Raw genomic sequence first — 19702 nt, forward strand, 5'->3', positions numbered from 1 at the left:
TCTCCGTGCCGATGGCAACGCACCACCAGAGGCTGACCTCGGTCTCAGCTTCACCTGAATCCTTGCGCTTATTGAGCATGGGCGGCTCCCCATTCTTTGTCAACGAAACAAGAAGTACGGGAACGCCAGGACGACCAGGATTGCCAACACAATCAACACCCCAACGGTTTCTGTTCCGAAGCCTGATCAGCAGCCGGGGCAGGTGAGGCGACGCGTCACAGCAGCGAAAGAGCGTAGAGGAGGAGGAAGACCACCACGGAGCCGATCAGCAGCGATATGAGGAAGCCAGCGACGATTAGCTTCTTCCAGACAGTCTTGCCGTGAGGCGTACTGGCAGGGCCGTAGGTAACCCCCCGGTCCGGGCCCTCTATCTGCGCCGTGGCCGAGGGGACGTGGAGGGATTGGGGCTCGTGCCTGTGGGTGGTGCCGCAGCGCTGGATGTGCCTCTCGTAGTGACTCTCGCTGATCAGCTTTTGGCACTTCGGGCAGATTGGCAAGGGACGGTCGTGAGCGGCCGGAGGCCTATACGTGTTTCCGAAGCTCCGAATCAAGCAGGTTGCCTATCGGAAGGCGACCGCAACTCATGCTCTTCCCCGCTCAAGTATGACAACTTGATATTCCTGCGCCATGCGCGCTGAAGTCTATGACGGCACGGAGAGGATTGGTGAAGTAGGCCTAGCCGAGAAGCCCAGAAAGGCCAGCCAGAGGACGGAATCACGAGGAACACTTTCAAAATAACAATCATAACAAGAAGAACACGGCATACAAGACTTGTGCGATATGCGGACTCAAGGTGTACCCAGGGTAGCCTGAACGGGAGGACGCTTCCGGTCGAGTTCTCTTCCACCGACATCCTCGGCTTTCACTCCAATTCGACCTACCAAGTCGTCTTGCTTGTGGACGGGCGGGTTTCGAATCAATGGGTGTCTCTGAATATCGAACGACTCGACTACTGTAGCACCGCGAATACAGGACCCCCATGTTGTCCTACCGATTGTGCTACGGCGGGGGGGCCAGCTTCGGACCCCTATTGGGATGGCTCCACGAACTATCCCTACGGGTTCGGCCATACTATCGTGATTGAATACACAGCGGCCACCTGAGTTGTCATCCCAGGATCACCGAGCGGTAGCTTCGTGCAACTGTTAGCTCACGCTGTGCAACGGTTGTCTGGACTCCGGCATTCTACCGTTACTTCGGCTGTCGGTTTCAGAACCGGGCAGCTCATTGGCGCTGGGCTCGCTTGAAATTGTCGGCCGACAAGGCTCGGGCGGCCTGAATCCGTTCTGGTCCGTGTCCGGTAGGGCCTGCAGAGCTTGATTTGGGTTCTGTCTGCCAATAACGATAAGAATCAGGTTATCTGGTTGAGGGGCCAACTCGTGCAAACCCCGGCCATGGAAGATCACTTTCACTCAACTCCATTCCGTTGGACCACGTAGTAATACCGTAGACTTAAGTATTACCAAGCCATGAAAGCCACCATGGCCGAAGCGATCGTTACAGTGACGAAGAAGGGGCAGGCCACGATACCCAAGAAGATGCGCGAGAGGCATGGCATCGGCAGAAAGGCACTTGTTGAAGATACCGAAGAAGGAGTCCTGCTGAAGCCTCTTCCTAGCCCCTCGATGGAAAGAGGCTCTCTGCGGACCCTTTTCAAGGGGAGGCGGTCTGGAGAACTTATGGACGAAGTCAGGGGGGAGGAGTCCATGTACGAAGAGAAGGACTCGCGAAGACGAGCGAAGTAGCGTTTGCGCAGTATTGTATTCGACACTCAAGCCCTGTTAGTCCTGTATCTGGGAGAAGCAGGATCTGGGGAGGTCGAAGCCTATCTGGAGAGTGTCTCAGAACAGAAGGTAAGGGGCTACCTGAACATCATCAACCTCACTGAACTATACTACATTCTGCGGAGAAGGAACGGAAGCGTAGCTGAGGAGAAGGAGAGGAATCTGCTGAGCTTCGGAGTGAGAATGGTACCTGTAATTCACAATTCTCCACTGTGGAAGAAAGCTGCGGCCATTAAAGCCGGAAACGCCCTCTCGCTTGCCGATGCCTTCGCAGCCTCGACAGCACTCCTGCACAAGGGCACGCTCGTAACAGGCAGCGACGTCGAGTTCGAACAGGTAAAGGACCTGAAGATTGAACGTGTAGGCGGCAATAGGAAAGCCGAGTGAATCTCCGACCAAGGAACCGGTCAGAAGTCCCAGCGACCACATTCTAGATTATCGTGCCTCGAGTCAGGCCCCTGAGAATCGGACCCGCTCATTTCGATACCGCTTCTAGCTGCGAAAATGCACCGGGCCCCGTCGGGCCCGTGCTTGGTTCCGAACCCGAACGGGTTCGATTCCAGGCACTACGTTCCATAGGATGATGTTGAGGCACCTTACGGCGTCCATTCATCATAGGCACAGTGTCAAATGAGCATGGAAAATCTTGGCCGCGTCTGGGGTTCACTGCGCCATCAGGACTCTGCCGACAGCGGGTCCTTCTTCGCCATAGCATACCGCCTTGGAACTTCCGGAGGCACCTCGGGAAAATCCTCTCCCATTCGCTGGCCCCCATCTCCCGAAACTCGGTCACAGCCACCTTCTTGCCCCGGTCCGAAAGGACGTAGCCCCGCATGAAGCCGACGATCGGGTAGACGCGCCTGCTGGGCTCGCGCCTGGGCTGGGAGATGAACCGGAAGAGGAACGTGTATGCCCTCCAGGCCATGTCGGTCCTGGGCCTGTTGCACGGAGCGTCTAACGTGCTCGGCTTGTATCCCACCTCGCAGCAGGGGAAGTCGTTCCCCTGCACGGAAGGGGCAAGGTCGACCGTGAAGCGCTTCTCGACGCCGTCGCCGTGGATGTGCGACACCGCCTGGGCCCAACCGAACATGGCTTCGTAGCCTTTGCCGCTGAAAGTGACCGCTGCCCTCATCACGGGGAACCCCTTCACCATTTCGTCGGTGAACTCTCGCCCGATGGCCGTGAAACCTGAGTCTTCGACGCCTCGGTTGGCCGAGTAGCGACAATCACTTTGCCTTTGTACGGACCCAGCATGAAGGGCATCGACAGCGTCTTCGGCGACAAAGCGCCCTTGTTCAACTCACTCATCACCGAGCCTGCTGGCCGGCGACATAAGGCCGACTCACTTTCGGCGTTCGCATATCGTGGCCTCTTATCCCCGAAGGGCGGTTCAACTGTATGTGCAAGGTGGTGAAGGAGTCCCCAGGGCTGTTTTATTCATCGCTCCCCTTCTGATTCGTTGTCAGGCAGCAAAGACCCCGTCCGCAGGGCGCTCTCCGGCTTCTCTCTGCACACCCTCGGCGACGAACAGAGATGGGGGAACTCGGTAGCCATCCCAGGAAAGGAGATCGAACGGTACGAGGTGGGCCCGGCGTCGGTGGTCATCACCAACGAGGGGGGCATCGGAAGATACACCGTCGTCGAGCCATCGCTCACGGAGCGCGAAAGGGAGAGGCTGAGCCGGCTCCTCGACCACCTCTTCATGAGCATCTCCCCGGAGGACGCCACCGACCCCTCGAAGAGGCTCATACCCAACATGGTGGAAGCCGCCAGGAGCCTGGGGTTCCTCGACGAGGTGACCCGCTCCCTCCAGAAGTACGAGTACTACGTGAAGAGGGAGCTGAAGGGGTACGGGAGGCTGGACGTCCTGATGAACGACTTCAACATCGAGGACATCAAGTGCACAGGCCACGGGAAGCCCGTCGTCGTCCTCCACAAGAACCACAGCGAGCTGGGGTGGATCAGGACCAACGTGGTCTTCCCCACCGAGGAGGACGCCGAGGAGTCCACCCAGAAGATGCTCCAGAGGTGCGGGACTATGGCGACCAACGCGATGCCCATCGTGGACGCCAGGACTCCAACCAATGACAGGGTCGCCATGAGGTGGTCCACCGACGTGTCTATGACCGGGACGGCCTTCACCATCAGGAAGTTCCCCGCCGAGCCGATGCCGATAACGGCGCTCGTCAGGCTGAACACCGTCTCCCCCCTCATGGTCGCCTACCTCTGGCTGATGCTCGAAGCCAGGGGGTTCCTAATGGTGGTGGGCCCGACGTCTGCCGGGAAGACGACCTTCATGAACACCCTGGCCTCCCTCATCAACCCGAACTCCGCTGTCTGCACCATCGAGGACAACCCGGAGATCAGGCTCTCCCACGAGGTCTGGGACCAGCTCACGTCGAGGCACAGCTACACCATCGGCCAGACAAGCCTGGAGATCACGCTGCAGGACCTCGTGAAGCACTCGCTGAGGCTGACCCCCGACTTCGTCATAGTGGGGGAGGTGAGGGGGGAGGAGGTCGCGGCCCTGATCAACTCCGCGGCGTCGGGGCACGGGGCGCTGACGTCCATCCACAGCGACAGCGTCCAGAACGTCATGATCAGGATGAGCGCACCCCCCATGCTCGTCCCCGCCGGGAACATGATGCTCATCTGGGCCTTCGCCGTGATGAACAGGGTGAGGAGGGAGCACGGGAGGATGGCGAGGAGGGTCCTCTCCGTCACGGAGCTGGACCCGAAGCGGGGCGGCTTCGACCTGAAGGAGATGTTCACCTACGACATGGTGGACGACACCTTCTCGCCGTCGGCTCCCGAAGAACTGGTCCGGATGAAGACCGAGAGGCTCCAGCAGGTGATGCGCCCCTTCGGCTGGGACGAGAGACGGCTAGAGACGGAGCTCGGTGAGAGGGCGAGCTACATCGAGTCGATGGTCACGGACAAGCGCTTCAGCCTGACGGAGGTGGGAGAAGCCGTCAGGAAGTTCTACGTGAAGAAGTATGGGCTCACGTAACCAGATGCACCCGTGGCTCGGACAAGCAGACTGAAGCTACAGGCAATCACTTCGAGTTCTGAAAACAACGCAGCTCTCAGGTGTGCCGTGCAAGCAATGTAGGACCGACCAGGGCTCCGCTCGAAAGTTCTGGGTCTTCTCCCTTCATCCGAACGTGAGAATCCGGTCCGAGTCCGCCGTGAGGTCCACCAGATCCTGCATGCTCGAGAGAGGGCAGAGCTCGGTCCCTCCTTTCTTCCTTATCTTCAGGCAGGTCCCGCACGCGAGGACGACCCCTCCCTTCTCGACGAAATCGTTCATCATCCTCCTCACGTCGAACTTGCCGTCGTCTATCTCCTCGCATTCGACTCCCCTCCCGAGCAGGAATGCCTTCGCCGAGTGCCCGCTCTCGATGGCCTTCGCCCCATACCTGAGCGCGTTCCAGGCGAGCTCAGGCTCGTTCGTCGATATCACGATGCCTATCTTCAGCTTCTTCCCGCCTCCTCAGAACCAGTGGCGCATCCAGTACCTCTCGAAGAGGACCTTCTGCATGTGCCAGACCCTCCCTGGCATGTGGAACTCCATCTCCGGCTTGCCGTCGCCCAGGAAGACGCCCTTCACGAACGCGCTCTGCCCCTTTCCCGCTTCGAGGAAGCACGAGCCTTCCCCGCCCCACTCCTTCTTCTTTCCCCTCCCGCTGACCTCCCTGGCCAGGTTGCTCGCGACGACCTCGGCCTGGCCGTGCGCGAAGACGCCCGCCTTCGGCAGGAAAGGCACATGGCCGTTCGGAGTCGGCACCGACGCGACGTCTCCCACCGCGAAGACGCCGGGATGCTTGGTCTCGAGGGTCCTCGGATCGACGGGCACCCAGCCGGTCTCGTCCGTCAGTCCCGCTTCCACCACCACGCTTGGCGCTACGTGAGGCGGCACGCAGAAGAGGAGGTCAAAGGGTATCGCGTCTCCGCCGTCGAACCGCACCTCTCCCGGCCTGATTTCCACAGCCTTCATCCTCGGATGGTAGCCTATTCCCTTCGATCTGAGAAACTCGAGGACCTTGCCCCCGATCTCCGGGCCCACTGCGGGGACGGGCATCGGCTCCGGCGTGAAGAACTCGAACCTCACCTTCTCCCTCATCCCCTTCTTTGCGAAGTAGTCCTCGAGCAGGAGAGCCACTTCATACGGGGCGGCCGGGCACTTGAAGGGCGTCCTCGAAATCCCAATCGCGACCCTCCCTCCCTGGAACCTCTCGATCGCGTCCTTGAACCGGAGAGCGGATTCGAGGTCGTAGATATGGCGGGCGTGCTCCCTGAACCCTGGTATCGCGCTGAGGGCGTACTCTGCTCCGAGCGCCAGGACGAGGTGGTCGTAGTACAGGTCGCCGCCCTTCGTCCCCACCACTCTCTTCTCGACGTCGATGGAGGAGACCTCGTCGTTGACCACTTTGATGCCCTTCTTCCTTAAGGTGCCCAACCCCTTCTGCACCTGCTCAGGCTTTCTCATGCCAAGCATGAGCCAGGGGTACGACGGAGGGAACTGGAACTTGTCCTTCCTCTCCACGAGCGTCACCTTCGCCCTGTCTCCCAACCTCTCCGCGAGCACATTCGATGCGACCAACCCGCCGACACCGCCTCCGAGGACTAGAATCTGGTTCCCGCTCATTTCGCTTTCCACCAAACATGAAAGACTATTCGTATATACGCATATCCATCTAGCCTGTATTTAGCAACCCTTCTCATGGTGGTCCGCACATCCTTTACAGCAGAACAGCAGAACCGACCCGCCCATTGTCCTTCTGTAGACGCGCCCGGCCGTCAGGCGAAGCCCGCAGTGCCGACACCTGAAAGGGTTGCGCGTGTTCGTCGCTCCTTTCTGCGGGGCCGAATTCGGCCCACGGCGCGCAAACGGCTGCTCTCCGATGTATTCTTCACAAATAGCCCTCACCCTTTCCGCGGCTGGCCCAGCTCCCTCGATCATCCCGTTTGAGGTCACCTTGACCCTGCCCATGACAGTTATGACACTGGCGCCATTCGACAGCGTAACGAGGTTGGGGAATGCCCTGGTCAGCCGTCCGGCGAGTTCCGTCAGGCCGATTGGCGGTTCCATCGGTCAGTTCGCTCCCTTGCCCTTCTGATAACTGTCAGCGCAGTCGGAGCAGCAGAAGTAGTGCTCCGCTCCTTGCATCACTCTCCTGTAGGTGTTCTCTTCTGTCAGCTCCATCCCACACTCTTCGCAGTTCAACCCTTCGTCACCCTCCTGATGGCTTCGTCACGCTCAGGCACCCCTACGAATGCGACGGTTCCATCGATTATCGTGGTGGGTACGCTCAGTATGTTGAATTCGGAAACCAGCTTCTCCCCGAGGGGAGTGGCTATGTCGACCTCGTCGTAATGGAAGTCGGCCTCCTTCCTGAGGCTCCTCCAGAGCTCTCTCGCACTCGGGCAGACCGGGCACCACTCCGCCACGACGAGCGCCACCTGGGCAGTCATGCCGGTTCCCCCTTCAGGGCTCGCCCCAGCGTCTCCCTTGAGGGGGAGCCGAGCATTCTTCCATCGACCCTGTAAATCCTGCACCTGAGGCCGAAGTCGCTGGATTCCCTTGCGGTCTGGTCGACGTCGACCCCGTCGACTCTGACGGTCGGCGAACCCAGGAATCGGAGCTTTTTCGCATCCTCCTCAGATTCGACCCTGATGAGGACGATGCGGGCGTCCAGGTCCTCCTGCTTCACCATCTCTTCTAGGTCTTTCAACGTTGTCTTGTAGGTTGGGCAGCCCTCGAAGTACAGCAGCTCCACAGTCTTGCTCATGTCACCACCACATCTCCCTGAGCTGCGAGACACCCTCGAGCCACTCGCCTCTGAACTTGTCGTAGTCCTTCAGCGCCTCCTTCCCCTTCGCCGTGATCCTGAACGGCCTCTTGGCCTTCTCCCCCTTCGCCTCGCTCCGCGTCTGTTCGATGTAGCCCTTCTCCTCGAGCCACGTCAGCGTCGGATATATCGCTGAGGGACCCGGCCTCCACATCCCCCTCGTCCTCTGGAAAATCTCCTCCATCATCTCGAAGCCGTGCATCGGCCTCTCGGAGAGCAGCCGGAGGATGTAGGGCTTGAGCATGCCCTGGGGCACGACGTTCACCCTGAAGGGGCCGCACCTGCACCATCCTCCCGGCATCGCCCTCTACTCCTTCTTTTCCTTGAGTGACTGGATCCTCTTCTCCAAGGCGGTTATCTCAGACTCCAGGCCCGCCTTGTAGTCCTCCAGCTCCTCCACCGCTTCGTCCCTGCTCGTGGGCCTAAAATAACCAGGCCCGGAGCAGCTGCAGCCGCACTGGCCACCCCATCCGTATCTTTGCATGTTTTGCATCGCCTCTGACTATACTCCTCATATCAGGGATGATATAAGAGTTGCTTTCCGCGGTCTCGCCAAGACTTTTAAGTGGATGCGTATATGCGAATATCCTGTTAGACATGCCGGACCGGATCTCTGAACTGCACGCAGAACTCTGCAAGACGCTCGGAAGCGCGACCAGGATTGAAATTCTGAACGCCCTGAGGAGAGGAGAGAAGACCGTAGGGGAGCTCTCCGCCGCTCTTCGAGTCAGGCAGCCCAACATATCTCAGCACCTCGCCGTCCTCAGGCAGAGGGGCGTGGTGACGACAAGGAAGGACGGAGTGAACATCTACTACGGCGTTTCGAATCCCAAGATAACCCAAGCGTGCGAACTGATGAAACAGGTCCTCGTCGCGCAGCTGAAGGAGGGCGTGGAGCTGACGAGGCTCACCAGTCCGGCGAGGCGATGAATGACTTCGGTGACAGGGAAGGAGTGCTGCGCTGCCGACAGGCGCATCCCCGCGTTCGTCACCGACAACCCCGTCCGACGTTTTCTCGCGCCCCCGACCAAGCTGGTTTCGAGGTTCCTCTCGGGAGGAGAGGTCGCCGTGGACCTGGGGTGCGGGCCTGGCTTCCACACCCTGGAGATGGCGAGGAGGGTCGGGCCGAACGGTAAGGTCTACGCCGTGGACTTCGACCGCGGAGCGATCGAGAAGCTCAGCCGGAAAGCGAAGAGGCTTGGCTGCTCCAACGTGGAGGCGCACGTCTCTTCGGCGGCAGATGTCGGGTTCGTACTGAGCTCCTCCGTCGACTTCGTCCTGGCCGGGGGCCTGCTCTGCTGCATGGCCGACCATGCGGGCGCCCTGGGTGAGATCAGGAGGATACTCAAGCCGGGCGGGTCGGCGTACCTGAGCGTCACCAGGACATTCGTCAGGAGGGGGAGGATGGGGGTGGACGGAGAGGAGTGGCGCAGGACACTTGAGGGGTTCAGGGTGGTGGAGAAGGGCAGCGGGCTGGCGGGCCGGTGGGCGGTGGTGGCTCTGGATGGCACGGCCGTCGAGGGAGGCCGAGCAAAGCGATGACCACACACGGCGACGCGCAAGGGACGGGGTCCGGCCCTCTACGGGCGGGTCTGACTGCGATGCCTGCGCTGCTCATCTTCCAATTTGCGCTGGGCATGTGGGTCAACCTCTACGTGTCAATCCCGCAGCCGGCCCCAGGATACGGGATGATGGGAGTCATGTCGGCGGTCATGTACTCCATTGGCGCGCCCGTGCTCATGCTGCACATGATGCTCGGCTGGCTCATGGCCGCTGGAGCGCTCATTGTGCTCGTGCTCTCTCTCCTCGAGGGCAGGACGACTGTAATCGGGCTGGCGGTCGTGGGTCTGGCCTCGGTGCTGCTCGCCGGCCTGGGCGGCCTGTTCTTCTTGTTCTCGGGCGGGGACAACGCCTATTCTTATTTCATGGCGCTGGCTTTCGTCTCCGCATTTTCCGCTTACTTCTCGGCGCTCGCCATCGCGAGATAGGAGGGAACCGAGGAGGCGTCCCCCTTCAGGTGGGACGGGAGCGAACTCGCGAATGAATCCGCGGAAGAGGACGGCGCACCTGGAACAGGTGGTCGAGAGGATGTCCTCACGCTGGCCGAGGGCGGGGGATGCGGTCAGGAAGTTCTATGCCAGGAAGTACGGTCTCTGACAGGTCTGCAGTAGGCCACGCCTCCGGCTTTGTTATTAGCGACTCGCCCGTCTTCATCCAATGCGGGACTTCGACGACGCCCTGGTCAAGCTGTTCCAGCCAATGGGGGCACCGATTCTTGAGGCCCGGATTCTGTCAAGGTTCTACAGGAGCCGCGGTGCAAGGTACGAAAGGGGAGACATGCTAGTCTTCGCAGACGAGATTGCGGAGGCAAGGCGCCTGTTCGGTGGTGCAATGCCAACCTGACACACCTGTCTACTCGTCCTCCATCCTCCGTTAAATCGGCCCCGGTTTCCCGAAGCATCGGGCTCCCTCGGGCGGGGAATTAAATAGGAGTCGCAGCTATTGGGTCACAAATGGCCGAGAAGGTTCCGGGCTGGATAGAAAGGCTTCTTCTTCCTAGGTTGAGTTCCATAGAGGGCGAGTTGAAGGCGCTTAAGGGCGAACTAAATGGCCTCAGGGGAGAGATGAGGGGCGAGTTCAAGGCCGTCCACTCAGAGACCAGGCGGCTCGACGAGAAGATCGATTCGCTCAGGAACGAGACCCTCACCAGGTTTGACGGCATTGAAAAGCGGCTTGATTTCGCCAGGGACTTGGGAGTCCTACAGACCAAGGTTACGGAACTCGAAGCCAGGCTGCCAAAGGCCTGAGTCTTCCAAGGCCACCCGACGAATTGAATCCTCCTGCCCAAGAGAGGAAAGATGAAACGACTTCGCCGGAACTAACTAGCTTCCAACCTTGTTGATGCGCCCGGGTGCGTGCGTTGTCCAACCATTGTGGTAAGCGCAGATTACAAGAATTTGAAAGTGTCATACGACCAATTCGGTCAGCAGCTTCATCTGACCAGGAGGCGACATTTGCTAGCGCTTTCGTCCTCTGAGTGCCATCGGTCCATCCATTTCGATACCATTTCTAGCTGCGGTTTTGCACCGGTTCCCGCCGGGCCCGCGTAGTCTGAGATAGACTCTGCATGCTAGAAATGGCTGGAATCGGGCCATTTGATGCACAATGTACTTCAGGCGGACTCCCCAACGACACAGCAGATTGCAACGCTTTCAGCATCCTCCCTACCACCTTCAGTAGACTCGACTGCCAGCAGGCTTAATAATCTATGGACTATAGTCCATAGCCGTGTCTACGACCGTAGAAGTCAAGAGGAACACGGCAAGGGTGTTGGAGGAACTGAAGAAGAAGTATGGGGCTAGGAGCATCGATGAGACAGTAAAGCGTCTGATTAGCAAGGCTGAGAACATCCCGGACTCCAAGTTCGGTTCTCATCCCGAGATGAAGGCGTTCAGGCGAGAGGACGAGGCAAGGTTCCATGAGCTATGAATACGTCATAGATTCTTACGCCTGGATCGAATACTTCAAGGGCACCAAGTCGGGGAAGGTCGTCCGCCTGTATGTGGAGGGTGACCGTGCCGCCACTTCGACCCTGTCCCTTGCCGAGCTCAAAGAGAAGTACCTCAGGGAGAGATGGCCTTCGTTTGAAGATGACTTGCAGTTCATGTCTGCGCGGACATTTGTTGCCCCAGTTGACCGTTCGATAGCCCTCCTTGCTGGCGAGCTGAACCACAGGCGGAAGAAGACCGTCAAAGATTGGGGGATGGCTGATTCCGTCATTTTGGCGACTGCCAGAAGTGCGTCGGCGAAGGTCGTGACCGGGGATCGCCACTTCGAGGGCTTGCCGGAGGCAATCATCGTCTGACCCCGTCCAGTGCGTGGAAACTTCGACACTTCGGCAGGTCAAGGGTGCGAGTCCCGGCGACCCAATTTGTTCTCAAATGCACCGGGCAGGTTCGAACCCACGGCGTAACGAACCCGGTGAATTACGATACCGATTCCAACTGCGATTTTGCACCGATTCCCGTTGGGCCCGTAAAACTCAATATGAACTCTGTTTGACCGAAGAAGCCAGAATCAAGCTGTTAGCCAGTCTGGAGGGCCCGGGCGGAGATCCCAGCGGTCGCACCAGGGCAGCCTTAAATACAAGTCTGCGGTGTATGACACGTAATGAGCGAAGCGGTATCGGTGCGGCTGCCCGAGGATATAGCTAAGCGCTTGGATGAGTTGTCAAAATCGCTTGATCGCCCCAAGACCTACATCGTAACCAAAGCGTTGAGGGAGTACTTGGAGGAGTACGAAGACTACCTCATAGCGTTGCATCGGTTGAACGACAAGGACGACAGGGCAGTCTCCGAGAAAGAACTGGTCGAGCTTGGCCAGTAAGATTCTGTACAAAGCATCAGTCCGCCATGATCTGAAGAAGATTGACAAAGGGAACCAGGAGAGGATCTTTCATCAGATTAGAGAATCTCTAGCAGGCAGTCCAACGGGTGGTGAGCCTCTGCACGGTGAGTTTGCGGGGCTCTTCAAGCTGAGAGTTGGAGATTATCGGGTCATCTACGCGTTGGTTGGGGAGGATGTGCTTGTACTGCGAATCAGACACCGGAGCAGGGCCTATGGTTGAGCAGTCCGAGAGTTCGGGTCCGGTTCTAGCACGGTATACCGAGCGGGTCCCGTCGGGCCCGCGGACTTGAACCCGTTCGGGTTCGATTCCCAGTCCGTGTCCATTCGATTGCTCTTGTCTAACGAACGATTGCCGGGAGGAGCTCGGACTCTCCGTTGGGCCTGAACCCGCTCGGGTCGGTGTCCCGTCGGGCCCGCAAATGGTTAGCCCAACAGCTCTACGAAGGCATCTTTTGTCAGCCCAGCCTGTTCGATGATGCTGAGTAGCGTTCCCGGCTTGATTCCATCGTGCCTGGGTACTATCACTCTCCGCTTGCCGTCGGACGATGATAGAGCAATGTGACTTCCACTCTGTCTGACTACAAAGAATCCCTTCCTCGAAAGAACCTTCAGCACATCCCGCCATGAAGCGACCGGGAGTCTCTTGTCAGACAGTCACTTCAACAACTTCTTTCTTTCCAGCTACTCTGTCAAGCTCCTCGACTAACTTGAGCTCCTCCGGAAAGGATTCCAGGTATAGGCCGATGGCTTCCTTGATGTTGGCAAGCGCCTCCGCGCGTGTTTCTCCTTGGCTTATTGCGGCGGGTACTTCGACACACCTCACCGAATAACCTCGCACATCTTCCTTTCGAAGCACCACGGTGAACTTCCGTCCTTTCACGACCGCTCTCTTCAAGCTAGGAAAACCGCGGCTGGACGAGTATAAGGGTTCTGTGGGAGGTCGGAGCTTCTTGGGGACCAGGCACCGGTGAAAGTGTTCCGTGCCGTTTCGATACCAATCCTAACTGCGAATTTGCACCGATTCCCGTCGGGCCCGCACTCACCCGAGATCGGTCCTCGGCACGGCCCTTGACCGAATCAGAGAGGCCAGGAGTTTGGGCAGGAAACAATGATGGCTCACCGGGCAGTTTCGGAGTCTAATAGCGGTCAAGAGTCGAACGCGGATAGTGGGATTTAATTATCTCGGGTTGATGCTTTTGTGACGATGGCGACGACCCTTGAGAAGGAATTGAGGCTGATCCGCGAGCGCCTCGACTCCATCGAAGACGCCCTGGGAGAGGAGATGTCCGACGATGACAAAAAAGCCAGGGTTGAAGCGCTCAAGGAGCACAGGGAGGGCAGGACCGTCCCCTTCGCCAGGAAACACAATCATTGAAGGTCTACCTGTCCGCGAGAGCTAGGAAGAGCCTCGATAACACACCCCCGGAAGTCAAGACCAGGCTTGAATCAGCCATCTCTGAACTATTTCAGACGCCTTACCCGGCTGCCTGCAAGAAGCTCAAGGGCGCGCCAGACTCTTACCGGCTGAGAGTCGGAGACTATCGCATCCTATATTCGATTCTATCCCGCGAAGAGATAGTCGTATTCAAGATCGCCCCAAGGGGCTCTGCCTACGATTAGCATAGGGAATCGACGACAAGGAGAGGCTGGCAGAACTGGATTTGTTGCTGACGGGTTCGAAACCTTCAGGGCAGGAACCCGCTCGTTTCGATACCGCTCCTCGCTGCGAAACTGCACCGATTCCCGTCGGGCCCCACTCACAAGTCCCCGAAGAGTTTTATTGGGTCAGACCTTGCTTGAGACTTTTACGGTCCTCATCGACCGCAAGGCGATAGGAGGAAGTCGGGTCGATTAAGGACCCACAGGCAACCGATGCCTTTACAGCACCAAGTGACCGTAGTCACGACGTTGAAAAGCACAGCCAAGTTAGGCTCTGTGAAGCTCGGTTCGGGCTTTCCGGTTCGGATAATGGCAGTAATCAACGTGAGTCCAGAGTCATTCTACGGAGGTTCCGTGGCGAACACTCCTGAAGAGATTTCAACGATGGCCTCGAAAGTCTCAGCAGAAGGGGCGGACATAATAGATATCGGCGCAACGTCAACGGCCCCGTACCTGAAGAATGAAATCTCCCAAGAGGTGGAGTTAACTCGTATAAGGACTGCGCTGCGAACGATTATGGAAATAGGCCACGTTACGGTATCGGTCGACACATTTCGGGCATCCGTTGCCGACGTTGCTCTCAAGAACGGTGCTTCAATAATTAACGATGTGTCAGGTCTGAAAAACGATGCCGGAATGGCACGCGTGATCAAGGACTACGGCGTTTCGCTCTTGGCGATGGCGCATTCTTCAAGAATCTCGAAAATGGCGCCAATCGCACACGTTCGCCAAGCGTTAAGCGAGACGATGCGAATAGCAGAGAGGGCAGGCATAGACGAACAGTCTATAGTGCTGGATCCAGGCATAGGCTTCTTCAGAGAGGAGGGAGCTGGGAGAGCATACTCTCCCCAGAAGCTAATGCCCTGGTATGAATGGGACTGCCACGTCATAGCAAATCTTCGTAAGCTGGAAACGCTTCGCAGGCCACTGTGCGTGGGCTTATCGCGGAAGTCGTTCCTGGGAAAGATTCTGAATCTTGAGAATCCCGAGGAAAGGCTGCCGGCATCACTGGCCGCCACCGCAGTTACGGTGATGAATGGCGTCCATATGGTGAGGACTCACGACGTGAGAGAGACGGTACAAGCCGTCAGAGTCGTTGAAGCAATGACTAGGAGATGAGGCCAGCGAGCAGGCCCGGTCTCTTGATAACCTGCTCCCCACCAAGCTTCAGATTGCCAAGCAGTTCGGACGTCCTTCTCCCAAGAACAGGATGGACCAGGTCTGGTCTTATCTCGTTCAAGGGCACCAGCACGAATGGCCTCTCCGCGATTTTGGGGTGCGGTATCTCAAGCCCAGGTTCAGACACAACCTCGTTGCCATAGAACAGAATATCTAGGTCGATAACCCGTGGACCATATCTCACAGTGCGCTTCCTTCCCAATTGCATCTCCATGGCCTGCAACCCCTGGAGTAGCGCTCGCGGCCTCAATTCGGTCTCGGCGGCTACCACGCAATTGAGAAACCAATCTTGATCTTCGTAGTACATCGGCCCCGTTTCGTAAACGGATGACGCCTTGACCAGGCTCATCTTCCGACCGATCATCCCGATCGCTCTCCGGAGATTGCCCGCCCTGTCCCCTAGATTGGTACCGAGCGCTATGATCGATTCGACCATGGCTAACTATCTGCTCCTCTCGACCTCGATGCCAATTGAGGGTTCGCTCGAGTACTTTACCTTGCGCACCTGTACGGTCACCTTCTCCACACCAGCGTCTTTCAGTAAAAGAGCAGCGATTCCTTCTGCGAGGCTCTCCAGGAGCTTAAATTCCCTGCCCGCCACAAACTGCGATATTCGCTCCGCCGCATCCCTGTAATCTATTGTGTCGTCTAGATTGTCGCTTGCACCTGCTCGCCCAAGCCCAACGGTCAGACTGATGTTTGCCAGAATTTCCTGCAACGCGCTCCTTTCCTCGTCTGTGGTGCCTACCCTGCACTTGAGTCGCAGGTTGTCGATGAAAATTCTGTCGACCACGCACACAACCGCTCTCTTTACGCCGCCAAAAGGGTCAGTGCAGCGGAAACTGCTCCGATTTTGGAAGTCAATTCGTCATCGGACCCGCAGATGATAACTGCGTCCCCATCCCTGGAGTCGAGTTCATCCCTTAGTCTTCTCCATGCGCAACTGGGGAAGTCGTTCTCACAGTCCTTGAACCGACGGGGGTCTGAAACTTGGTTCTCTTGATAACATAGGTGGTGGCACCGGCGGCTCCTGCCCTTATTGCTGCATCGCGTTGCTCGATTCCACACAAGCGTCGGGCCAACACGTATGGGACCAGGATAGAAAGAAAAGACGGCGCCCAGACTCGTCGGTACGCCCATTACGGCTAACTTTGATGTCCTCAATTTTTGCTGGCTAATCTGCGCAACACTTTCGTCATACTATAAAACGCTACATAAGTGATTTGTGGGACACATGCGATTATGTTTTCTCGAACAAGGTTAGAGACTGTGTGAAAATTCGATTTGGGAGATGCTTGATGCCTACAATCGGCCTTAACGATGTGGCAGAGTCGTTCTGCTCATGAGCCTTGTTGCCTAGGTCTTCTCTTTCACTCGTGTTCCTCACGCCTTGACCAAGGCCAGTAACGTCCTCGTACCGAGTATGTCCAGAGCTCTCCTCATGTCGTAGGCCGAGACGGTGAAGCCCATCTCCCCGCTGCCCTTGCTGCCCCGGCTGTCTAGATGACCTGGCTTCGCGTCCCTCCAAAGTGCCCCTCATCGATAGCGCGAGGTCTGAAAAACGTTCGGGGGTACAGACCTGCGCCCGCTCGGGCGCACCTCCTCAACGCAGGAGCTCCCATTGGATGAACTGCTGGATGATTTCAGCTACGAAGAGGGCGACTATGATTATCTCCAACAAGATCTCTCTCCTGTGAGACATCTGCTCCGAGACCAGCGAATAGATGTCCTCCAATATGTCGAGCTTCCCCGAAAGCGACGCGTCCCAGTCCTTCAGCCGGAGCTTTTCGGCAATGCTGCTGTAGACCCGCGCAATGTACCACTCGCCTATGAATTTCGTGTAGTTCTTAGTGGCCTCCACAATGCTGTCAATCTCTATGCGCTGCTCCGCGACCTTCCTTGCGACCGTCCCAGAGCTTCCGAACAGCGTCCTCCTGGAGGAGCGCCTGGTCAAGTCCAGTGATGCCTTCTCTACGAGTTCGTCAAGCAGCCTGTCATAGTATCGCATCTCCAGAAGCTGGAGGTTGGCTAGCTCTATCACAAGCAGGTTGGCTCCGAAGTCGCAGGACGGGTCTACCACCAGCGCAGCGCTCCAGTCGATGAACACCGCGTCGTCGGCGTAGTACGATGTCCTGGACTTCAAGGTACTCGCAATCTGCGACTGCGACATCTGAGTGCTGCTGGTGTCTCCTGTCAATATCTTTGCGAGCATCTCGTCAGCGGTCCCGTCCAGGGGCGCGGAATCCACGCAGAAGGTGGTGTACTCCTCTGGCTCGGTGGTCATTCTCAGATTGGTCACGTATGGGCCGATGTCGCTCAACACCTTCTTCACCGTCGACAGAGCAAGTTCCTTCACTTGGAATGTTCTGCCGCTCAACACGAGGGTCGGGCTGCTGTATTTCGTGAGATTCTCCAGGGATTCTCCGTCCAGAGGAACCGAGACAGTAACTGATATGGCACCCACCTCGTAGGACTTGGCCGCCACTGCGACTTTGACCATGTCCTGACGAATCCCTTGGACTTCGGCGACCTCAGAATCGGCAGTGATCAAAAGAGGCGAGGGATTGACGGCGATGTAGTTGGGCATCAGCTTTGTGTACTCGAAGCCCACAGGCTTGGTCAGCTTTGCCACGCGTTCGATCTGGGCGATGTCGATTTCGCTCCCAACATCGTAGATGTACAGGTAGTTGACGCTCCCCTTTGCTATCAAGGGGCAATCCCGGCCGGATGGGGACTACTATGCCTGCCGCTCAGCATGCTTGTAGCTATATAAATGAAACATGCCCTATCTACCCAGTTCCGTAAGGCTGCTTATTACAAAGTTGTTATCATAGATTGATATACATCGATATGTAGACGCGAGACGTGAGCGAGCAGAACTCTTCAATCCGGCGGCTTATCCAGCTCAACATCTGCCAACCCTCTGACATAAGCGAGGCCAAGGCCGAAGCGGAGAGGCTGGCAGCCCCGGAGTTCGTCGCGAAGCTCCGCCAGGCAGAGAGGCTGTTCGGAGCAGTCGGGGACGCCAACAGGATGAAGATCCTGCTGCTCCTGTCGAAGAAAGAAAAGTGCGTCTGCGAGCTGGAGTCCGCCCTCGGCATGCCCCAGCCGACAGTGTCGCACCATCTGGGGGTGTTAGAACAGGCAAACCTCGTCAAGAGGAGCAAGAGGGGAAGGTGGGCCTTCTACGCGCTAACCGACTCCCCTGTCCTGGACCTCCTCCGGCGCCTCACCTAAGGGGGATGCGGGTCTTGAGCGACAGACTGAGAGGTCGCCTATCGTTCCTTAACCGGTTCCTGACCCTGTGGATATTCCTCGCCATGGCCGCAGGCGTCGGCGCAGGCTACGCCTTCCCAGGCCTCTCCAGCGAGTTGAACTCCCTCAGCGTCGGTTCGACCTCGATCCCCATAGCCCTGGGTCTGATCTGGATGATGTACCCTCCCCTGGCCCGCGTCAGGTACGAGGACCTCGGGAAGATAGTGGGCGAGAGAGGCTCCAGGACCATGCTCTCCGCCTCGCTGGTGTTGAACTGGGTGATAGGCCCGCTCCTCATGTTCGCGCTGGCGTGGGTGTTCCTCGCCGGATATCCAGACCTCAGGAACGGGCTGATACTGATCGGAGTCGCCAGGTGCATAGCCATGGTGATCGTCTGGAACGGCCTGGCCGACGGTGACAGCGAGTGGGCGGCGATCCTGGTGGCCTTCAACTCAGTCTTCCAGGTGCTCTTCTATAGCGTCCTCGCCTACTTCTACATCACCATAGCGAGCGGATGGATCGCGGGGCAGGCCACGGTGGTGAACATCTCGCTTCTCGCCGTGGCGCAGTCTGTCGGGATCTACCTCGGCATCCCGTTCTTCGGCGGGGTCGCAACGCGCGCCTACTTCCTGAGGCGCAAAGGGCGGGAGTGGTACGAGAAGACGTTGGTCCCCAAACTCGCTCCGACATCCCTCCTGGCCCTTCTCTTCACAATCCTGGTCATGTTCTCGCTCAAGGGCTCGGCCATCGTCGTCATCCCCTTCGACGTCCTGCTGGTCGCGGTCCCACTGCTGATCTACTTCGTCGTCATGTTCTTCGCCGCGTTCTTCCTGGGGGTGTACTCGAAGCTGGATTATCCGCGGACCACCACCCTAGCGTTCACCGCGGCCAGCAACAATTTCGAGCTCGCGATAGCGGTCGCCGTTTCCGTGTTCGGCCTCGCCTCGCAGGAGGCGTTCGCCACGGTCATCGGGCCGCTCATCGAGGTCCCCGTGATGATAGGCCTCGTCAACGTCGCTTACTGGCTCCGGAAGAGATACTTCGTCAGCGCGCCGGCTCGCAATGAGACGAGTAACCTCTTGGTCGGCAGGCCGCCCCCAGAAAAGGCAGGGCCGGGGGTCCGCTAGATGGAGACCGTGGCGGGGCGCGGTTCCGGGACACGGTATCTCTTCGTCTGCGTCGAGAACGCGGGGAGGAGCCAGATGGCTGAAGCGTTCGCCCGCCGCGCCGGGCTCGTGGCTGAGAGCGCCGGGACCGTGCCAGCCAGGTCGGTGAACAAGACCGTGGCTGACGCCATGTCCGAACTGGGGCTGGACCTTTCCGACAGCAAGCCGAAGATGCTCTCCATGGACATGATCGACCGAGCAGACGTCGTCATCACAATGGGGTGCTCGGTCGAGAAGGTCTGCCCGAGGCCCATGCTGAGCAGGATGCAGAAGAAGGTGGTCGACTGGGGGCTCGACGACCCAAAGGGGATGCCGCTCCCCGAAGTAAGGAGGATCAGGGACGAGATCGAAAGAAGGGTCGGGGAACTCGTCCGGTCCAAATCATAGCGCCTCCCTGCCT

General features: G+C 58.2%; 33 protein-coding genes. 19 read left to right on the forward strand and 14 right to left on the reverse strand.

The features are described 5' to 3' along the window. Window positions 1–215: 215 nt before the first annotated feature. Complete coding sequence (locus tag JRN21_10160; GenBank protein ID MDG6989662.1) at window positions 216–497, reverse strand: hypothetical protein; 282 nt, start codon at window positions 495–497, stop codon at window positions 216–218. A 984-nt stretch (window positions 498–1481) separates the two neighbouring features. On the opposite strand from JRN21_10160, the gene JRN21_10165 reads away from it, so the two are divergent. The 4 genes from JRN21_10165 to JRN21_10180 all read left to right on the forward strand — a co-directional run bounded on the left by JRN21_10165 (window position 1482) and on the right by JRN21_10180 (window position 4794). Beyond that, a complete protein-coding gene (locus JRN21_10165; GenBank protein ID MDG6989663.1) occupies window positions 1482–1745 on the forward strand; it encodes an AbrB/MazE/SpoVT family DNA-binding domain-containing protein in 264 nt (87 codons plus the stop codon). Between the two features lie 3 nt (window positions 1746–1748). Further along, window positions 1749–2171 (forward strand): type II toxin-antitoxin system VapC family toxin, encoded by a 423-nt coding sequence (locus tag JRN21_10170; protein ID MDG6989664.1) that lies wholly within the window; start codon window positions 1749–1751, stop codon window positions 2169–2171. Window positions 2172–2671: 500 nt separating this feature from the next. Then, window positions 2672–2884 (forward strand): hypothetical protein, encoded by a 213-nt coding sequence (locus JRN21_10175; GenBank protein ID MDG6989665.1) that lies wholly within the window; start codon window positions 2672–2674, stop codon window positions 2882–2884. A 359-nt stretch (window positions 2885–3243) separates the two neighbouring features. Then, window positions 3244–4794, forward strand: coding sequence for a type II/IV secretion system ATPase subunit (locus JRN21_10180; GenBank protein ID MDG6989666.1), 1551 nt, complete (start codon window positions 3244–3246; stop codon window positions 4792–4794). Window positions 4795–4938: 144 nt separating this feature from the next. On the opposite strand, the gene JRN21_10185 is transcribed toward JRN21_10180, so the two are convergent. From JRN21_10185 to JRN21_10220, 8 genes are all read right to left on the reverse strand, one after another. Next, window positions 4939–5256, reverse strand: a complete 318-nt coding sequence (locus JRN21_10185; protein MDG6989667.1) for a DsrE family protein — start codon at window positions 5254–5256, stop codon at window positions 4939–4941. Between the two features lie 21 nt (window positions 5257–5277). Further along, window positions 5278–6432, reverse strand: coding sequence for an NAD(P)/FAD-dependent oxidoreductase (locus JRN21_10190; protein MDG6989668.1), 1155 nt, complete (start codon window positions 6430–6432; stop codon window positions 5278–5280). A gap of 60 nt (window positions 6433–6492) precedes the next feature. Then, window positions 6493–6876, reverse strand: a complete 384-nt coding sequence (locus JRN21_10195; protein ID MDG6989669.1) for an Lsm family RNA-binding protein — start codon at window positions 6874–6876, stop codon at window positions 6493–6495. 3 nt (window positions 6877–6879) lie between these two features. Further along, window positions 6880–7011, reverse strand: coding sequence for a transcriptional regulator (locus JRN21_10200; GenBank protein MDG6989670.1), 132 nt, complete (start codon window positions 7009–7011; stop codon window positions 6880–6882). Next, window positions 7008–7259, reverse strand: a complete 252-nt coding sequence (locus tag JRN21_10205) for a thioredoxin family protein (GenBank protein MDG6989671.1) — start codon at window positions 7257–7259, stop codon at window positions 7008–7010. The genes JRN21_10200 and JRN21_10205 overlap by 4 nt, the downstream gene beginning before the upstream one ends. Continuing rightward, window positions 7256–7576, reverse strand: coding sequence for a DUF2703 domain-containing protein (locus JRN21_10210; GenBank protein MDG6989672.1), 321 nt, complete (start codon window positions 7574–7576; stop codon window positions 7256–7258). Before JRN21_10210 ends, JRN21_10205 begins: the two co-directional genes overlap by 4 nt. Window position 7577: 1 nt before the next feature. Continuing rightward, on the reverse strand, window positions 7578–7865 hold the full coding sequence (locus JRN21_10215) for a helix-turn-helix transcriptional regulator (protein MDG6989673.1): 288 nt from the start codon (window positions 7863–7865) through the stop codon (window positions 7578–7580). Between the two features lie 78 nt (window positions 7866–7943). Beyond that, a complete protein-coding gene (locus tag JRN21_10220; protein MDG6989674.1) occupies window positions 7944–8129 on the reverse strand; it encodes a DUF5320 domain-containing protein in 186 nt (61 codons plus the stop codon). Window positions 8130–8233: 104 nt separating this feature from the next. On the opposite strand from JRN21_10220, the gene JRN21_10225 reads away from it, so the two are divergent. The 9 genes from JRN21_10225 (at window position 8234) to JRN21_10265 (ending at window position 12263) form a co-directional block, all read left to right on the forward strand. Continuing rightward, window positions 8234–8566 carry a helix-turn-helix transcriptional regulator gene (locus JRN21_10225; protein MDG6989675.1) on the forward strand — a complete coding sequence of 111 codons (333 nt, stop codon included), beginning with the start codon at window positions 8234–8236 and terminating at the stop codon, window positions 8564–8566. After that, complete coding sequence (locus JRN21_10230; GenBank protein MDG6989676.1) at window positions 8567–9178, forward strand: class I SAM-dependent methyltransferase; 612 nt, start codon at window positions 8567–8569, stop codon at window positions 9176–9178. Then, complete coding sequence (locus JRN21_10235) at window positions 9175–9624, forward strand: hypothetical protein (protein ID MDG6989677.1); 450 nt, start codon at window positions 9175–9177, stop codon at window positions 9622–9624. The genes JRN21_10230 and JRN21_10235 overlap by 4 nt, the downstream gene beginning before the upstream one ends. A 229-nt stretch (window positions 9625–9853) precedes the next feature. After that, a complete protein-coding gene (locus tag JRN21_10240) occupies window positions 9854–10039 on the forward strand; it encodes a hypothetical protein (GenBank protein ID MDG6989678.1) in 186 nt (61 codons plus the stop codon). A 110-nt stretch (window positions 10040–10149) separates the two neighbouring features. Next, window positions 10150–10443, forward strand: coding sequence for a hypothetical protein (locus JRN21_10245; protein MDG6989679.1), 294 nt, complete (start codon window positions 10150–10152; stop codon window positions 10441–10443). A 481-nt stretch (window positions 10444–10924) separates the two neighbouring features. Beyond that, window positions 10925–11125, forward strand: coding sequence for a hypothetical protein (locus tag JRN21_10250; GenBank protein MDG6989680.1), 201 nt, complete (start codon window positions 10925–10927; stop codon window positions 11123–11125). Beyond that, window positions 11115–11501 carry a type II toxin-antitoxin system VapC family toxin gene (locus JRN21_10255; protein ID MDG6989681.1) on the forward strand — a complete coding sequence of 129 codons (387 nt, stop codon included), beginning with the start codon at window positions 11115–11117 and terminating at the stop codon, window positions 11499–11501. Before JRN21_10250 ends, JRN21_10255 begins: the two co-directional genes overlap by 11 nt. A 305-nt stretch (window positions 11502–11806) precedes the next feature. Beyond that, entirely contained in the window at window positions 11807–12022 is a 216-nt protein-coding gene (locus tag JRN21_10260; GenBank protein ID MDG6989682.1) for a ribbon-helix-helix protein, CopG family, read from the forward strand. Beyond that, window positions 12012–12263 (forward strand): type II toxin-antitoxin system RelE/ParE family toxin, encoded by a 252-nt coding sequence (locus JRN21_10265; GenBank protein MDG6989683.1) that lies wholly within the window; start codon window positions 12012–12014, stop codon window positions 12261–12263. The genes JRN21_10260 and JRN21_10265 overlap by 11 nt, the downstream gene beginning before the upstream one ends. 203 nt (window positions 12264–12466) lie before the next feature. On the opposite strand, the gene JRN21_10270 is transcribed toward JRN21_10265, so the two are convergent. Beyond that, window positions 12467–12697 (reverse strand): type II toxin-antitoxin system HicA family toxin, encoded by a 231-nt coding sequence (locus JRN21_10270; protein MDG6989684.1) that lies wholly within the window; start codon window positions 12695–12697, stop codon window positions 12467–12469. Continuing rightward, window positions 12690–12923 carry a type II toxin-antitoxin system HicB family antitoxin gene (locus tag JRN21_10275; protein ID MDG6989685.1) on the reverse strand — a complete coding sequence of 78 codons (234 nt, stop codon included), beginning with the start codon at window positions 12921–12923 and terminating at the stop codon, window positions 12690–12692. The genes JRN21_10270 and JRN21_10275 overlap by 8 nt, the downstream gene beginning before the upstream one ends. Window positions 12924–13247: 324 nt before the next feature. Between JRN21_10275 and JRN21_10280 the strand changes: the two genes are divergently transcribed. From JRN21_10280 to folP, 3 genes are all read left to right on the forward strand, one after another. Then, window positions 13248–13418, forward strand: coding sequence for a hypothetical protein (locus JRN21_10280; GenBank protein MDG6989686.1), 171 nt, complete (start codon window positions 13248–13250; stop codon window positions 13416–13418). Further along, complete coding sequence (locus tag JRN21_10285) at window positions 13415–13663, forward strand: type II toxin-antitoxin system RelE/ParE family toxin (protein MDG6989687.1); 249 nt, start codon at window positions 13415–13417, stop codon at window positions 13661–13663. Before JRN21_10280 ends, JRN21_10285 begins: the two co-directional genes overlap by 4 nt. Window positions 13664–13915: 252 nt before the next feature. After that, complete coding sequence (gene folP / locus JRN21_10290) at window positions 13916–14821, forward strand: dihydropteroate synthase (protein MDG6989688.1); 906 nt, start codon at window positions 13916–13918, stop codon at window positions 14819–14821. On the opposite strand, the gene folK is transcribed toward folP, so the two are convergent. The 3 genes from folK to JRN21_10305 form a co-directional block, all read right to left on the reverse strand. Beyond that, window positions 14811–15317, reverse strand: a complete 507-nt coding sequence (gene folK / locus JRN21_10295) for a 2-amino-4-hydroxy-6-hydroxymethyldihydropteridine diphosphokinase (GenBank protein MDG6989689.1) — start codon at window positions 15315–15317, stop codon at window positions 14811–14813. The genes folP and folK overlap by 11 nt on opposite strands. Before the next feature lie 6 nt (window positions 15318–15323). After that, a complete protein-coding gene (locus JRN21_10300; protein ID MDG6989690.1) occupies window positions 15324–15674 on the reverse strand; it encodes a dihydroneopterin aldolase in 351 nt (116 codons plus the stop codon). Window positions 15675–16484: 810 nt separating this feature from the next. Beyond that, complete coding sequence (locus tag JRN21_10305; protein ID MDG6989691.1) at window positions 16485–17591, reverse strand: hypothetical protein; 1107 nt, start codon at window positions 17589–17591, stop codon at window positions 16485–16487. A 155-nt stretch (window positions 17592–17746) separates the two neighbouring features. On the opposite strand from JRN21_10305, the gene JRN21_10310 reads away from it, so the two are divergent. From JRN21_10310 to JRN21_10320, 3 genes are read left to right on the forward strand one after another with little or no spacing between them, the layout of a single operon-like run. Then, window positions 17747–18118: a helix-turn-helix transcriptional regulator gene (locus JRN21_10310; GenBank protein MDG6989692.1), complete on the forward strand. Its 372-nt coding sequence runs from the start codon at window positions 17747–17749 to the stop codon at window positions 18116–18118. Between the two features lie 5 nt (window positions 18119–18123). Beyond that, on the forward strand, window positions 18124–19263 hold the full coding sequence (gene arsB / locus JRN21_10315; protein MDG6989693.1) for an ACR3 family arsenite efflux transporter: 1140 nt from the start codon (window positions 18124–18126) through the stop codon (window positions 19261–19263). After that, window positions 19264–19689, forward strand: coding sequence for an arsenate reductase ArsC (locus JRN21_10320; GenBank protein MDG6989694.1), 426 nt, complete (start codon window positions 19264–19266; stop codon window positions 19687–19689). The last annotated feature ends 13 nt before the right edge of the window (window positions 19690–19702 follow it).

This window comes from Nitrososphaerota archaeon (assembly GCA_029785825.1).
Lineage (GTDB): Archaea > Thermoproteota > Nitrososphaeria > Nitrososphaerales > Gagatemarchaeaceae > UBA183.

Bases quoted from the DNA above. Each gene is read 5' to 3' on its own strand.
- JRN21_10245 (MDG6989679.1), top strand. From the start codon at position 10,150: ATGGCCGAGAAGGTTCCGGGCTGGATAGAAAGGCTTCTTCTTCCTAGG.
- folP (MDG6989688.1), top strand. From the start codon at position 13,916: ATGCCTTTACAGCACCAAGTGACCGTAGTCACGACGTTGAAAAGCACA.
- JRN21_10320 (MDG6989694.1), top strand. From the start codon at position 19,264: ATGGAGACCGTGGCGGGGCGCGGTTCCGGGACACGGTATCTCTTCGTC.
- JRN21_10240 (MDG6989678.1), top strand. From the start codon at position 9,854: ATGCGGGACTTCGACGACGCCCTGGTCAAGCTGTTCCAGCCAATGGGG.
- JRN21_10220 (MDG6989674.1), bottom strand. From the start codon at position 8,129: ATGCAAAACATGCAAAGATACGGATGGGGTGGCCAGTGCGGCTGCAGC.
- JRN21_10210 (MDG6989672.1), bottom strand. From the start codon at position 7,576: ATGAGCAAGACTGTGGAGCTGCTGTACTTCGAGGGCTGCCCAACCTAC.
- arsB (MDG6989693.1), top strand. From the start codon at position 18,124: ATGCGGGTCTTGAGCGACAGACTGAGAGGTCGCCTATCGTTCCTTAAC.
- JRN21_10175 (MDG6989665.1), top strand. From the start codon at position 2,672: ATGAACCGGAAGAGGAACGTGTATGCCCTCCAGGCCATGTCGGTCCTG.
- JRN21_10280 (MDG6989686.1), top strand. From the start codon at position 13,248: ATGGCGACGACCCTTGAGAAGGAATTGAGGCTGATCCGCGAGCGCCTC.
- JRN21_10230 (MDG6989676.1), top strand. From the start codon at position 8,567: ATGACTTCGGTGACAGGGAAGGAGTGCTGCGCTGCCGACAGGCGCATC.
- JRN21_10260 (MDG6989682.1), top strand. From the start codon at position 11,807: ATGAGCGAAGCGGTATCGGTGCGGCTGCCCGAGGATATAGCTAAGCGC.
- JRN21_10205 (MDG6989671.1), bottom strand. From the start codon at position 7,259: ATGACTGCCCAGGTGGCGCTCGTCGTGGCGGAGTGGTGCCCGGTCTGC.
- JRN21_10190 (MDG6989668.1), bottom strand. From the start codon at position 6,432: ATGAGCGGGAACCAGATTCTAGTCCTCGGAGGCGGTGTCGGCGGGTTG.
- folK (MDG6989689.1), bottom strand. From the start codon at position 15,317: ATGGTCGAATCGATCATAGCGCTCGGTACCAATCTAGGGGACAGGGCG.
- JRN21_10235 (MDG6989677.1), top strand. From the start codon at position 9,175: ATGACCACACACGGCGACGCGCAAGGGACGGGGTCCGGCCCTCTACGG.
- JRN21_10225 (MDG6989675.1), top strand. From the start codon at position 8,234: ATGCCGGACCGGATCTCTGAACTGCACGCAGAACTCTGCAAGACGCTC.
- JRN21_10255 (MDG6989681.1), top strand. From the start codon at position 11,115: ATGAGCTATGAATACGTCATAGATTCTTACGCCTGGATCGAATACTTC.
- JRN21_10165 (MDG6989663.1), top strand. From the start codon at position 1,482: ATGGCCGAAGCGATCGTTACAGTGACGAAGAAGGGGCAGGCCACGATA.
- JRN21_10195 (MDG6989669.1), bottom strand. From the start codon at position 6,876: ATGGAACCGCCAATCGGCCTGACGGAACTCGCCGGACGGCTGACCAGG.